The organism is Paenibacillus litoralis (genome assembly GCF_046244365.1).
In the GTDB taxonomy this organism is placed as follows: Bacteria; Bacillota; Bacilli; order Paenibacillales; family NBRC-103111; genus Paenibacillus_V.
On the sequence record NZ_CP176395.1, the window covers coordinates 4,129,550 to 4,142,966 of the forward strand.

Here is a 13,417-nt window from a genome sequence, read left to right on the forward strand (position 1 = left end):
TGAGAGGAGATCGTTCGATGAAGAGAGACAGAGAAACGGGATTGCATACGACGGCTGGGGGCAGGGTGGAGACGAGGAAGGCAATAGGAAAAACAAGCAGACGAAGCATCGGCGTTCTGCTGCTGATCGGTCTCGTCGCCATGGCGCTGATCGCGCAAGCTTGCGGCAAAGCCGAAGGCAAAACGACGGCTGCGGGTGGCGGGAGTGCGGAGCCGGCGAACGTTCCGGCCGTGCTGAACTACGGCTTTATCGGAACGAATAAACTGAATTTGCCCGGCAGCGCGGAAGGCTGGGGATTGTATAAAGGCATTATTCAGGAGGAGCTGAAAAAGCACGGCATATCGGAAATCAAGCTGACGGCTTTCCCGAACGGTCCGGACCAAAGCGAGTCTCTGATCAGCGGTAGACTGGACATCGGCAGCCTGGGAGATACGCCGGCTATATTGGCTCGTTCCACAGGAGCGAATACAAGATTGATCACCCAGGGCGCAATTGAAAGCATCGGGTATTTGATCGGCAAGAAGAATGGTCCCACTAAGCTGGAGGATTTGAAAGGGAAGACGATCGCCACGCAAAAAGGCTCGTTTCATCACCGCTACTTGGCCGGGCTGCTGAAGGAGAAGAACATTACGGACGTTAAAGTCGTCCATCTGCTCCGTGTCGACGGAGAAGCGGCGCTTGCGCGAGGCGAGATCGACGCGATGACCAGTACGGGCGTTTACGCGCTCAAGCAGGTCGAACAAGGGTATCCGCTCCTGGATGACGCGACGAAGCATCCGGATCTGATCGGAACGAGCGCGACTGTCGTAACGGAAGCTTATCTAAAGAAATTCCCGGATTTTCCGAAGGTTTGGAACGAAGCCCGGTTGAAGGCGCTCAACGATTTGAAGTCGAAGCCTGAGGAGTATTATGCATTTTTGGCAGAGGTGCAAGGTACGACGGTCGAATTGGTCAAAAAATCGACATCGATTAACGGCATTAAGGATGTTCCGTTTACGGACGAAGGCATCAAGCTGCTGGAAGGAACGAAAAAGTTTTTGGTCGACGAGAAGCTGGCCGAAAAAGATTTTGACCTGAAGCAGTGGATCTTAAAATAAACGGCGGCAAAAAAACCGGCAGGCGCGATAGGCGTCTAGCCGGTTTTTGGCGTTTGTGCGTAAGGAAATGGTCCTATTCCGTCGCCGCAATCCGCTTCCCGACGATAATCAGGTCGCGTTCGACGCCGTCAAGCTCGGCGACTCCCGGAAGGTGAGCCCACCGCTCAAAACCGAATCGTCCGAATAGGGCAAGGCTTGGTTCGTTATGGCCGAAAATAAATCCGAGTACCGTCTTGATGCCGAGGCGCGGACAAGCGTCGAGCGCTTGCTGGAGCAGATAAGGTCCGAGACCCTTGCCCCGCGAGTCGACATGCAAATAGATGCTGACTTCGGCGGTTCCGTTATAGGCGGGCCTGCCATAAAACGATTGGAAGCTCAGCCAGCCGAGCATTCGTCCATCCGATTCCATAACCCATAGCGGACGGAAGGACGGGGAGTGCTCGTCAAACCAGCACTTCCTGCTTTCGACGGAAACCTCCTCGGTGTCGGCGGTCACCATACGGCCCGCAACCGTGGAATTGTATATCGCTACGATGGCGGGCAAATCATCCGAAGTTGCGTCGCGAATCGTCCTCATGTCGCTCATGGCTGCACTTCCTTGTCTATAGTCAATTATGTCCTTCTCAAGCAGCTCAAACCGAGTAGGGGACTGCTGATTTCCGTACGATCAATTCCGATGGCAGGATGATCTTATGCCACTCCGCCGTATCCGTTTCGTTAATGCGGTCCAGCAGCAGCTGCACGCCGATCGTGCCGAATTGATAGGCCGGCTGAGCGGCGACGGTGAGAAACGGATCGATGACGGAAGCGAGCTCCAGATCGTCGAAGCATACGACGGAGATATCGTCCGGCACGCGAATGCCGCGTTCGCGCAGCGCTCGGATCGCTTCGATAGCGAGAAAGTTATTGGCGGCAAATATCGCCGTGGGACGTTTGGACAGCTGAAGCAGACGTTCGATCGCGTCGACCGTTCGGCTCGGCGCGGAACGGCTGTATCCCGATTCGACGACCAGTGCGGGGTCATAGGGGAGGTCGCTCAGCTTGAGCGCTTCCTTGTAGCCGGTGAAGCGATGCCTCGCCGTAGATACGTCGAGCGAACCGTTCAGCAGCGCAATTCGGCGGTGGCCCAGTCCGATCAGATGCTCGATCAGCCGTTTGGCGCCTTCCTTGCTGTCGCCCAGCACCGTGTCCGACTCCATGCCCGGCACCTCGCGGTCGATAAGCACGAAAGGAACTCCGTGCTTGCGCAATTTCTCGAGATGAACGAGGGAGGCGTCACCTGCCGGTGCGAATAAGACCCCGTCGACGCGAGTCGAAAGCACCATGTCGACGTATTCGCTTTCCTTGGCGATATCCTCGTCGCTGTTGCTGAACAGAAGTTTATAGCCGCGTTTCATGGCGGCGTCTTCGGCTCCCCGCGCGAGCGTCGTGTAGAACGGATTCGTAATATCCGTGATGAGCAGCGAGAGCATTTTCGTTTCCTGGAGCACGAGGCCGCGGGCCATCGAGTTGGGAACGTAGTGCAGCTCCTCCATCACTTTTTTGACTTTGGCGCGCGTTTTGTCGCTGATTTTCCCCGTGTTATTGATAACCCTGGATACGGTCATCGCGGATACGTTCGCCAGCTTTGCAATATCGTAAATGGTAACCATGCATCTCGTCCTTGCCTGCATATAATAGAAAGAAGCGACTCTACTTCGGCGCCGTGTTTTCTGCGGTTTTCAATCAGCCGCAGCCGTTGAGAACCATTGTACAGAAACAAATCGTTGACAGCAAGAGGAGAAGTTGTTATCTTGATGTTATCGGTAACATTTTGAGTATTCGAAGGAGGCGGAATACGTATGGCGGAGGCAATTCAAGCAGGCGCCGATGCGATCGTCATGGATGCGAACGATCATGTGGCAACCGCTTTGGCCGATCTGCAAACGGGCCAAACGATCAAATATCGGGTAAAGGAAGAAGCGCGCGAGCTTGTGCTGCAGGATGCGGTTCCATTCGGCCACAAAGTGGCGATTGCAGACATTCTGGAGGGCGAACATGTGCGTAAGTACGGAGAAGTGATCGGCCGCGCAACGACGGCTATCCCGGCAGGGAAACATGTGCATGTACACAATATCGAAGGGATTCGCGGACGCGGAGACCAAGCGAAGAAATAAACGGCATCGAGGTTCATTCGCAGGTCAAGGTTTGGCAAAATGAACACGGTTACTAACAGGAGGTTTCCCATGGGTACTCTTTTGGGCTACAAGCGCCCTAACGGACAAATCGGCGTACGCAATCATCTTCTCATCATTCCGACGGTCATTTGCTCGAACCAGGTATGCAGCCGGATCAGTCAAGTCGTTCCGGACACCGTCGCGATTCCGCATCAGCACGGCTGCAGCCAAATCGGAGCCGACAAGCAGCGGACGTTCGATACGCTGGCCGGAACCGGTAAAAACCCGAACGTCGGAGCAGTAATCGTCATCAGCCTCGGCTGCGAGGTTATCAATCCTTACGAGCTGGCCGACGCGATTCGCGTGACGGGCAAGCCGGTCGAAGTCATCGACATTCAAGAAGTCGGCGGCTCGATCAAAGCGATTCAAACCGGAACGGAAATCGCCAAAAGACTGCGTGCCGAGCTTGATCAAACGGAACGCGTGGAGATCCCGCTTAGCGAGCTGATGGTCGGCGTGAAGTGCGGCGGTTCGGACGCGACCTCCGGATTAGCGTCTAACCCTGCGCTTGGCGTAGCGGCGGACGCGTTGATTCGCGAAGGCGGCAGCATCGTCATTAGCGAAACGACGGAAATTATCGGCGCCGAGCATATTTTGGCCGTACGCTGCCGGACACCGGAGACGGCGGAGAAGCTCTACCACATCGTCGACCGCTTCGAGAAGGAAGTCGAGCGCATGGGCGAAGATATGCGCGGCGGCAATCCGAGCCCGGGCAACATCGCCGGCGGCTTGTCGACGATCGAAGAGAAATCGCTCGGCTGCATAAGCAAGTGCGGAACCGCGCCGATTGAAGGCGTAGTCGAGTATGCGGAAGCGATTGAAGGCAAGGGGCTTTATTTTATGGACTCGCCCGGCAATGACATCGAGTGCGTATCGGGCATGGCTGCAAGCGGCGTTCACGTCGTATGCTTTACGACGGGACGCGGGACGCCGACAGGCTCGGCCGTCGTTCCGGTTATCAAGATTACGGCAAACGGACGCATGTACGAGCGCATGGCCGACAATATGGATGTGAACGTCAGCCCGATGCTGGCGGGAACGATGGATTTGGATGCGGCAGGCAAGCTGATCTGGGACGAAATTCAAGAGGTGGCAAGCGGCAAGCTGACCAAAGCGGAAATTTTGGGCCACTCCGAATTCAGCATTAACCGGATCGGACCGAGTCTGTAAGCGACAACTTGCAAGACGATTCGACTATCAGCCGGCGGGGCTTCTGGCAGGAAGCGGCGGTTTCGCCGGCTTCGCTATGCATGCATGGGATTTGAGCAGGATTTTCAGAGCCGTTCAACATACTTTTCAAGGGAGCGATCCACAATGAAACGCTTATTAAATCGGGTTGCATTAGTTACGGGCGGAAGCCGCGGAATCGGGGAAGCGGTCGTCATTCGTCTGGCGGAGGAAGGCGCGCATGTCGCGATCAACTTTACGTCTGATTCGTCCCGTGCGAAAGCGGAGGCTGTAAAGCAGAAGGTTGAGGCGCTCGGCAGCAAAGCTATCGTCGTGCAAGCGGACGTAGGTCAAAAATCGCAGGTGCAAGCGATGTTCAGCCAAGTCGAGAAGGAGCTTGGACCGGTCGACATTTTGGTCAACAACGCAGGGATCGCGCCATTCGAATCGTTCATGCACGTGAAGGAAGAAACGTGGGACCGCACGTACAACACGAACGTCAAATCGATCTTCCTGTGCTCGCAGCTCGCTGCCGAAGGCATGATCGAACGCCGCTACGGCAAAATCGTCAACGTGCTGTCGACGGCGAGCCTCGTTGTGACAAGCCCGGTCATACCGCACTATCAATCGTCCAAAGCGGCAGCGCATATGCTGACCAAAGGCATGGCGATCGAGCTCGGCAAATTCAACATCAACGTAAACGCGGTAGGGCCAAGCACGGTAGCCACCGATATGTGCACGGACTATTTGGCGGATCCGGCTATACTTGCGAAAGAGATTGAAGCCAATCCGATGAAGCGTCTCGGCACCGAAAGACAGATCGGCGACGCCGTCGTGTTCCTGGCTTCCGACGAAGCGATGCAAGTAAACGGACATCTACTGATGGTCGACGGCGGCTTGACGGTCAAGGCGGCCCAGCCGGACGACCATATGGATCGTTAAACATGTAGAAGTTATCGATAACCTGGAGGGCGGCGACATGGCAGCAACGAAATGGGATTATGCAATCGATTCCGGCCGCGAACGGCTGGCCGAACGCGGTGCGGACGGTTGGGAGCTCGTGTCGGCAGCGGTAGTGGAGGGCGTCGAAACGTTCTATTTCAAACGGCCGCGCCCGTCCATCCGCGAAGAAATTACGCTTGCCCAGCGGGCGAACGTGCTCGAACGGAAAGGGGAGAGTGCCGAATGAGAAGAAGCGGCATTTTGCATCCGGCGCTGAACCGTATTCTGACGGAGACGGGTCATACCGACATCCTTACAATTTGCGATAAGGGCTTTCCGGTGCCCCAAACATGCGAACGGCTCGATCTCGCGCTTGTCGAAGGCATTCCGACCGTGCTCGATGTGCTGAGGGCGATAGACGGGGAATTTATTATCGATACGGTGATCGTAACGGAGGAGATGAAGACGGCAAGCCCGGAACGATTCGAGCAGCTTGCTGCGGAGTTTCCGAATTTATCTTTTACCGTGGTCAGCCACGCGCGATTTAAGGAAATATGTCCGGAGTCGCGTGCCGTAATCCGCACCGGCGACGCCGTCCCATATGCCAACATTATGATCGTATCCGGCTGAATGCCGAATAAGAGGATGTAACCTTCATCAACTTAAAAACCTCCGATCCGCTTTCATAAAGCGGGATAGGAGGTTTTTTGTTTTCGCTGGCGGCCGGTCACCGCGTCGTAGTTATTTATGAGCCGACGGCCATGGCCGGAAGTCTCACGTCTTTATACTTCCAGTACATGCCGGGCGCGTTGTCGGGCCGCTCGACGAAACCGAAACGCTTATAAAATTCGCTTTTGCCGTCTGCACAGCATAGGGTAACGGTAGGAATGCCGCTGGCTGCTACAGCCTGAAGAAGCATGCACATGAGGGTGCTGCCGATTCCTTTGCGCTGCATATCCGGATGGACGATGACATCGCAGATGAACGCCTGTACGGCGCCGTCCGAAAGAATGCGGCCGAATCCGACCAGGCGGCTGCCGTCATAGACGGATACGGTGAGCCAGCTGCCGTCCGTAATGCCTTCGTATAATTTATCCGCGCCTAGCCCGATAGGAGACGTCCAGCCTGTCGTTTCGTAGAGCGCAAAGAACGCTTCCTTCTCCGGAAGCGCATGCGTATACTTCATTTTCATGTTCAGCACCTCGCATGTATGGTTTTACTCATTATTATTCATTTGGTAATCATAATAATACAGTATAATGTATATTTATACAACTAAAATGATAAAAAACAGGCTCGCAAAAGAGCCTGTTTTCCGTATTGCAAGGATTACGGTCATTATTTGACCTGCAGCATCGCTTTCCAGACGTCCGCCTGTTCTTGGCCTAGACGCCATGCGGCGACGCCTGCGAGATCGTACTTCTTGGCGATGGCGAGACGCGCCTGCACGGTTTCTTCATCTTCCAGCCAAAACTGCTGGAGCTTGCCGTCTTGCATAAACTCGACACGATACTGCTTAAACGATTCGTCCCATTTCGTTGTGGTTTCTTTGCCGGCGATAAGCGCCGGAATGTCCTTCATGTATACGGCTCTATTGGCCGTTACGGCGCCCTTGTCATCGAGCGTCCATATCCGTACGTAGAACGGGATCCCCATTATCAGCTTGTCTCTTGGAATGCCGTAGGCCAGGAATTCCTGGACGCCTTGCTCTACCCATTGCATGCCTGCGACGGAGCCCGGGGCGGTGCTTTCGGACCAGTACTGGTCATACGTCATAGTCATGATGTAATCGACCATTGCCGCCAGCTTTTCATGATCGAAAGCGGTTTGGGCGTTCCATCTTACATCGCCGCGCGGCAGATCGACCGAGACGATCAATCCGTTCGCATGGGCGGCATCCGTCAGCTTCTGCATAAAAGAGGTGAAAGCAGCCCGGTCTTTGCCGTTCAACGCCTCGAAGTCGACGTTTATTCCGCTTACCTGAAGCTCGACCAACCGTTTAACAAGCGTTTGAATAAACGTTTGCTGAGCGTCCGGATTGTTAAGGAACTCTCTTGTCAACTCTTTGTCGTTAAACGGATTCTTCACTAGCGGGTGAACGGCGTATCCTTGTTTTTTCAACCAGTCTGCAGCTTCCTTGGAGGAGGAATCCTTCAAGCCGCCCTTTGCATCGGCAACCTCGAACCAAGACGGAGAATCGACGTCCAGCCCGAGCGTGCTTGCCGTTTGCGTCTTGATCGTTTGCAGCGCCGAGACTCCGTTCCAGCCCCAAAACAACAGTTTGCGGAAATTGTCCCAAATCACGCTGCCGTCGTAGAAGCGGATCGATGAATGGCTATACTGGACGGCGTAATCAAGCGCATCCGTCAGCTTGTTGAACTCGCCGATCGGGTTATCGTTCTGGTAAACGGTATAGCCGGGATTATTCGTCCAGATGACGCGGCTGCCGAGCCGGATCGTCGTATGCGCGTAAGCTCTGGCATAGTCGGCTGCTTCGTCGATGCTTATGAATGAACTCAAGTATGTAAGGTTTTGATAAACCGCATACGATTTTTCATTGGAAAAAACGGTTTTGTTCGCCTGCTCGGTATTGACGACCTTCGAGTTGGCCCATCGCAGCGCTTCCTCTACCGCATCTTCCAAATAAGCGAACGCCCAAGCATCCTGCGTATAGCTTCCTTGATAAACGCGGTAAACCGGCTTGCCGCCGCGCAGCTCTTGCTTCGCAGCGGTAGTCAGGTTATCCCAAATCCACCGGTTGGAGCTCAACTCGATAATATGGGCGTTACCCCAGTTTTTCGCTTCCGCTTTCGCAGCGTCCAGCGTCAGGAAATTCCAGGAGTCGAGCGTAATATCGCCTTGATATAAGCGGTAACGGGGATAATTATTCCATGCCCAACCGGGCGACTGAATATCTCTAACGGAGGCGTTAGACCAGTTTTTCGCTTCCTTGACGGCATCCTCCAGCCGTTCGAATTCACCGTTCGGCACGACGGCATCATACTGGTAAACGGCGTATCGCGGCATATTGTGCCACAGCCATTTGCGCGTGCTGATTTCTTCTACATGGCTTCGGGTATAGCCTTTGGCATAGGCCTGCGCTTTGGCGTAATCCGCGAATTCCATAAGCAGCGAATGGTTTTGGTACACCCGGTATTTCGTCGTTTTGTCGCTTGCGGCGAACGCCGCTCCCGGCAGCATGCCGAACGCCATACAGATTGCGATCAACAGCATGAGGGAGGATTTCACTGTTTTGTTCATACGCACCTTCCTTCGTTAGGGGATATAAGAGGACTCTGCATCTCTATGAATCAAGTCCCCATCTATTAAACGCCGAATCGATAGATTTGTTGCGAAGGAGAACGCTGGAAATAAAGGAATCAGACTTGTGGGAATATAGAGTTGACATCGACATGATAGTACTTTATAGTTCTAAATATGAAAAAGAATCCAAATGCAAAATCGAACCGCGATCAAGTGGTGGAAACGGCCGCTCAGCTGTTTCTGACGAACGGTTATACGCAAACAAGCATGGATGAGGTTATGAAGCGGAGCCAAGTATCCAAGTCGAACATCTATTATCATTTCAAAAGCAAGGAGGAACTGCTGCTCGGCGTCGTCGACTGGTGGGCGGCGCAATATGAGTCAGCACTTTTTACGCTGCTCGGGAGAACGGAGCTTACGTCGAAGGCGAGAATCGCAAGCTTTTTCGAGATGTTGGCCGAACAGTTCGAAGCTCGGGGCGGAAAGGGCAGTTGCCCGTTTCTTTCGTTCTACGTGCAATGCCCGCCCGATGCTGAGCCTGTGAAAGAAAGAATCGCGCGGTTTTTCAGGGAGCAGCTGCCGCTTGTGGAGAAGCTGCTGCTGCAGGGGGTGCAGAAGAAGGAGTTCCGCGCAAACCTTAACGCGGCGGATACGGCGGCGTTTATCCTAGCCTCGCTCGAAGGAGCGATCATGCTGGCGGAGACGCTCCAGAACGGAGGCATCATCAGACAGTCTGCGCGCAGTCTGTGCAGGCTGCTGGAAGCTGCTTAACGATGCAGGCTATGACGTCATCTGGCGTTCTCTTTTTTTACTTTAGATTAGAACTTCGCAGTACTAAATAGGATGATGGGGATGATAAGGATGGCAACTGTTTTTATGACTGGGGCAACAGGGTATATCGGGAAGCACGTACTGAAACGGTTGGCGGATGAGATCGGTGAGGTCCTTGTTCTGGTAAGGTCGCCCGATAAAGTAAACCGATTGATATCCAGACTGGGGGAGGCGGAACGCAAACGCGTGAAGCCGATTAAGGGCGATCTAACGATGCCGGGATTAGGGATCGGCGACGAGGATATGCTGCGCGTGCTGAATGCTAATGTTATCGTACATGCGGGAGGACCGATGAATATTACTTTAGACGACCAAACGGCGCATAGGACCTTTCTGGAAGCGGCCCGAGAAATCGCTGCAATAGCGGAGCGCATTCATGCCGGTAACGGATTAAGCCATTTTGTGCACGTCGTTGGCTATATGAGTCCGTTTCACGAGCAAAATGTCGATCTTACAGCCGATCCGTTCGATATGGACGGCAATTGGAAAGACGAAGGCGGTTACGAACGGATGAAGTTTAAAGCGGATCTTGTCATACGCCAGCATGCGCTCCGGCACGGTTATCCGCTTTCCGTCGTCAATCCGAGTACGGTAATCGGATCGGAGAGAACCGGCGTAACCGAGCAAACCGGAGGGTTCGGCCTGCTTGTGGATGCGATGCGGCGCGGCATGATGCCGGCCGTTCCGGGCGGCGGCGACCATTGGCTGCCGCTGGTCGGGATCGAAGAAACGGCTGCATTCATTGCCGCACTTGCCAAGGAGCCAAAGCCGGTAAACGAAACTTATATGCTGCTGGAGGGGAGAGAGGAGAGTCCGGCAATCAAAGAAACGGTTGGCATCATAGCCCGCGAGCTCCGTCTGCGAAAGCCGTCCGTTTCCGTACCTTTGCCTGTTTTGCGAAAAACGCTCAAAAGCGGTTTTGACAAGCTGACCGGTATTCCAGCAGAATCCTTGTCCTTCATTACACGCAAAACGTTCGACATCGCCTCGAAGGAAAGGGGCTGGCAAGCGTATGGCCTGCGGAAGACGGATATTCGCAAGGTGCTGCCGAGCGTAGTCGCCGATCTGGATTACCGCCTCAGTCACCCGGAAGCTGCGGAACCGGCGTCTTTTGCATGGGATCGCCTGGCGAATGTAGCTGCACTGACAAGAGCCGGAGCAGGCACGCCGATTTTGTTCCTTCATGGCGTCATGGGGAGAGCCGATCAGTGGACCCGGCTTGCAAGTCTGCTGCCGAACCGGCCAATAGCATTGCTTGATTTGCCTGGGTGCGGCAGATCGCCCTATCACCATGCCGAAGATCCTTTGGAGGGGCATGTGCAAGCGATTCTTGACGCTTTGGAACAGGCCGGACAGCCGGTCGATTTGGTTGGACACTCCTTCGGCGCCGTTGTTGCCGCACGAGTCGCAGCCAAAGCGCCGGATCGCGTGCGTAAGCTCCTGCTGCTGCAGCCGGCGTTCGTCCGCCGGAGAATCATCGGTTGGCCGAAGAAGCTGATTTTGCGATCGCGCTTCCTGCTCGACCTGTACATGCGGCGCGGGCTGACTGTGAGCTCGCTTGAGGAGATGCTGCTGCGAAACGGCACGTTCCGTAACGCTTCGGAGCTGCCGAAGGATTATATCGCCTCGATCATCCGCGATTTGAAGTCGCCCCGCGTTCGGCGCACGAATGGAGAGATACTGAGCATCCTGCATCATGGTCCAGGCGGAATGCCGCCAAATGCGTTGGAGAAAGGCCAAATATCGATCATATGGGGAAATGCCGACAAGGAGTACGCCATGCCGGCGGCACCCGAGCATATCGAGCGGATCGAATTGCCGTATGGCCACCAGTTCCCGTTATCGCATCCGGAGGAAACGGCTGCGCTCGTGCAATCATTGCTTGACCTATAACACGCAGAAGGGCTGCCCCACATAGGTGGGGCAGCCCTTGCTTCGGCGCGCGCTAATCGTGGATGATCGCGATCATTTCGTCCTCGATATCGAGTTCGATTTGGCTGCGGAATGCGCGCGTATTGTATACATTAAGCAAATAGCGTTCGATTGCTTCCTTCATGCTCGCCTCGATCAGAAACTGGCTTCTGCCTTCGGCGGTCACCTCGGCGGAAAAGCCGAGATCCTCGTCGTACATGAGCTGTACGGATACTTGCTCCGGACGCAGCTGCTTGCGTTCCGCGATATGCATGCATATGGCATTCATGATATCTTGTTCGCTAAGCCGCATTATTGGAACCTCTGATCCGGTTTTTGCTTCTTACGATCGCGGAAGTAGCCGACAATTCGGATGATCAGGAATACGACTGCGATGATCGCGAGCATATTAATCATAAAGCCGATCATGTTGCCGAGGAATCCGGTGCCGAACATCGAGCCGAACAGCATACCTGCAAGTCCGCCTACCAGCATCCCTTTCATAAACCCGCCGCCGCCAAAAAATCCGCCGGATTTCGTAGGGGTTGCAGTGGAGTTCGTCGTTCCGTTCGTCTTCGAGGTTGTCGTTCCCGAATCGGATTTGACTGCATTGTCTTTAGCCGGCGCTTTGAAGCTGCCGCTGTTGGATTTGTAGCTTGCTTTCGGTTTGGCGTCCGCCGTATCTACCGCGACGAAAGTCACGAACAGCATACAGGACAGGATGACGAGAAAAAACTTTTTCATGGTACCCTCCCAAGTAGTCTATATGTGTTGGAAATAGACATCCACAGTATACTTACGTAATAGGATGGGCAACGGTTTCATTAATTATCCGGGTTTGTTAAAATAGTTTTCGAGGGAACGTCGGTTTCCGGATGAAGCGGGAGAGAGGGATTTCGATGCGGGAATATCCCGAAGCATATGTCAGTTATTTAATTGAATTTCATGCGAAGCGCGATTTCTTCGAATGCCACGAGCTGCTGGAGGAATATTGGAAAGAGAACCCGGACAGCCCGTACCGTGATCAATGGGTCGGCTTGATTCAACTGGCCGTATCGCTCTATCACCAAAGAAGAGGAAACCTGGCGGGAGCCGTTAAAATGATGGAAAGCGCAATCGGCAAATTGTCCGGCGGCGAAATTACCGAACTCGGGATCCATGCCGGCCGGCTTCAGGAGAAGCTGCGGGAACGCGTCGTTCAATTGAACGGATCGGCTCCCTATGAAGATATGAACATCCCGTTAGCCGACTTGGAGCTGGAGAAAGCATGCACCGAGGCGTGCGAACGGCAAGGGCTTAAATGGGAAGCGCCTAGCGAGCTGGCGAACAGGGCGCTGCTCGACAGGCATACGCTGAGGGATCGTTCCGGCGTTATTCGCGAGCGGGAGCGGCAGCAGGCGCTCAGACAAGAGCGTAGATCGCAATAATCGATGGAAGGAATGGGGGCCGAGAGGCTCCCTTTTTTTGCAGTCTCAGAAAGGATATCCTCCGCTGATTGTTCGACTTCTCGGTAAACGCGCTGTCAAAAGACGGCGAGCCGATTGTCTTTGAAGTCGGCCTATCGTCGCATAGCTATTCTTTCTAGCAAAAGGTAACGAATCTAGCATTTCGCCGTTCCGTCCGGTCGCGTTCTCTCATATAAAGCTAGTAAGCGGAGTTAGGGGGACGATCAGTGGGCGTGCCGAAAAAATGCTGTAAAAAACAACCAGTACGCAGGCGCTGTAAGCAGAAGGGCTTTAGAAGGAAAGTGCGCAGGATCAGAAAGACGAACAACACGAATACGAACAATACGAATCAGAATACGAATAATCAAAATGTGAATAACAATATTAATTTCAATAATCATGCGCATTCGGATCATCGGGAGAGCTCGAATCTGTTGATTGCACTTCTGCTGCTGCTGATTATTGAGAAACGCGGTGACAATCATGGAAAAAGCGGCAGCGGAAGGGATTGCAAGCATAGTCGTAAGCATAGCTGTACATCCGA

At 54.0% G+C, this 13,417-nt stretch carries 16 protein-coding genes; 9 read left to right on the top strand and 7 right to left on the bottom strand.

What is annotated here, in order from left to right:
- Positions 1 to 17: 17 nt before the first annotated feature.
- Positions 18 to 1,097, top strand: a complete 1,080-nt coding sequence (locus tag ACKGJP_RS17115) for an ABC transporter substrate-binding protein (protein WP_409346826.1) — start codon at positions 18 to 20, stop codon at positions 1,095 to 1,097.
- A 73-nt stretch (positions 1,098 to 1,170) separates the two neighbouring features.
- Here ACKGJP_RS17115 and ACKGJP_RS17120 read toward each other — a convergent pair whose 3' ends face one another.
- Together ACKGJP_RS17120 and ACKGJP_RS17125 are read right to left on the bottom strand one after the other, a co-directional pair.
- Complete coding sequence (locus tag ACKGJP_RS17120; RefSeq protein ID WP_409346827.1) at positions 1,171 to 1,683, bottom strand: GNAT family N-acetyltransferase; 513 nt, start codon at positions 1,681 to 1,683, stop codon at positions 1,171 to 1,173.
- Positions 1,684 to 1,729: 46 nt separating this feature from the next.
- On the bottom strand, positions 1,730 to 2,749 hold the full coding sequence (locus ACKGJP_RS17125; RefSeq protein ID WP_409346828.1) for a LacI family DNA-binding transcriptional regulator: 1,020 nt from the start codon (positions 2,747 to 2,749) through the stop codon (positions 1,730 to 1,732).
- 189 nt (positions 2,750 to 2,938) lie between these two features.
- On the opposite strand from ACKGJP_RS17125, the gene ACKGJP_RS17130 reads away from it, so the two are divergent.
- The 5 genes from ACKGJP_RS17130 (at position 2,939) to rbsD (ending at position 6,052) form a co-directional block, all read left to right on the top strand.
- On the top strand, positions 2,939 to 3,253 hold the full coding sequence (locus ACKGJP_RS17130; protein ID WP_409346829.1) for a UxaA family hydrolase: 315 nt from the start codon (positions 2,939 to 2,941) through the stop codon (positions 3,251 to 3,253).
- Positions 3,254 to 3,322: 69 nt separating this feature from the next.
- On the top strand, positions 3,323 to 4,483 hold the full coding sequence (locus ACKGJP_RS17135) for a UxaA family hydrolase (protein ID WP_409346830.1): 1,161 nt from the start codon (positions 3,323 to 3,325) through the stop codon (positions 4,481 to 4,483).
- A gap of 144 nt (positions 4,484 to 4,627) precedes the next feature.
- Positions 4,628 to 5,422 (top strand): SDR family NAD(P)-dependent oxidoreductase, encoded by a 795-nt coding sequence (locus ACKGJP_RS17140; protein ID WP_409346831.1) that lies wholly within the window; start codon positions 4,628 to 4,630, stop codon positions 5,420 to 5,422.
- A 37-nt stretch (positions 5,423 to 5,459) separates the two neighbouring features.
- A complete protein-coding gene (locus tag ACKGJP_RS17145) occupies positions 5,460 to 5,669 on the top strand; it encodes a hypothetical protein (RefSeq protein ID WP_409346832.1) in 210 nt (69 codons plus the stop codon).
- Complete coding sequence (gene rbsD, locus ACKGJP_RS17150; protein ID WP_409346833.1) at positions 5,666 to 6,052, top strand: D-ribose pyranase; 387 nt, start codon at positions 5,666 to 5,668, stop codon at positions 6,050 to 6,052. Before ACKGJP_RS17145 ends, rbsD begins: the two co-directional genes overlap by 4 nt.
- A gap of 115 nt (positions 6,053 to 6,167) precedes the next feature.
- Here rbsD and ACKGJP_RS17155 read toward each other — a convergent pair whose 3' ends face one another.
- Both ACKGJP_RS17155 and ACKGJP_RS17160 read right to left on the bottom strand, forming a co-directional pair.
- Entirely contained in the window at positions 6,168 to 6,614 is a 447-nt protein-coding gene (locus ACKGJP_RS17155; RefSeq protein ID WP_409346834.1) for a GNAT family N-acetyltransferase, read from the bottom strand.
- Between the two features lie 146 nt (positions 6,615 to 6,760).
- Entirely contained in the window at positions 6,761 to 8,683 is a 1,923-nt protein-coding gene (locus ACKGJP_RS17160) for a glycosyl hydrolase family 18 protein (RefSeq protein WP_409346835.1), read from the bottom strand.
- A 177-nt stretch (positions 8,684 to 8,860) separates the two neighbouring features.
- On the opposite strand from ACKGJP_RS17160, the gene ACKGJP_RS17165 reads away from it, so the two are divergent.
- Both ACKGJP_RS17165 and ACKGJP_RS17170 read left to right on the top strand, forming a co-directional pair.
- A complete protein-coding gene (locus tag ACKGJP_RS17165; protein WP_409346836.1) occupies positions 8,861 to 9,457 on the top strand; it encodes a TetR/AcrR family transcriptional regulator in 597 nt (198 codons plus the stop codon).
- Positions 9,458 to 9,562: 105 nt separating this feature from the next.
- Positions 9,563 to 11,410 carry an alpha/beta fold hydrolase gene (locus tag ACKGJP_RS17170; RefSeq protein WP_409346837.1) on the top strand — a complete coding sequence of 616 codons (1,848 nt, stop codon included), beginning with the start codon at positions 9,563 to 9,565 and terminating at the stop codon, positions 11,408 to 11,410.
- 52 nt (positions 11,411 to 11,462) lie between these two features.
- Here ACKGJP_RS17170 and ACKGJP_RS17175 read toward each other — a convergent pair whose 3' ends face one another.
- Positions 11,463 to 11,741, bottom strand: a complete 279-nt coding sequence (locus ACKGJP_RS17175; RefSeq protein ID WP_409346838.1) for a DUF2653 family protein — start codon at positions 11,739 to 11,741, stop codon at positions 11,463 to 11,465.
- Complete coding sequence (locus tag ACKGJP_RS17180; RefSeq protein WP_409346839.1) at positions 11,741 to 12,172, bottom strand: hypothetical protein; 432 nt, start codon at positions 12,170 to 12,172, stop codon at positions 11,741 to 11,743. The genes ACKGJP_RS17175 and ACKGJP_RS17180 overlap by 1 nt, the downstream gene beginning before the upstream one ends.
- Positions 12,173 to 12,327: 155 nt before the next feature.
- On the opposite strand from ACKGJP_RS17180, the gene ACKGJP_RS17185 reads away from it, so the two are divergent.
- Positions 12,328 to 12,855 (top strand): DUF309 domain-containing protein, encoded by a 528-nt coding sequence (locus ACKGJP_RS17185; protein WP_409346840.1) that lies wholly within the window; start codon positions 12,328 to 12,330, stop codon positions 12,853 to 12,855.
- 242 nt (positions 12,856 to 13,097) lie between these two features.
- Here ACKGJP_RS17185 and ACKGJP_RS17190 read toward each other — a convergent pair whose 3' ends face one another.
- The gene (locus ACKGJP_RS17190) at positions 13,098 to 13,403 is read right to left on the bottom strand and encodes a hypothetical protein (RefSeq protein WP_409346841.1); all 306 of its coding nucleotides are present in this window, start codon (positions 13,401 to 13,403) and stop codon (positions 13,098 to 13,100) included.
- Positions 13,404 to 13,417 lie beyond the last annotated feature (14 nt).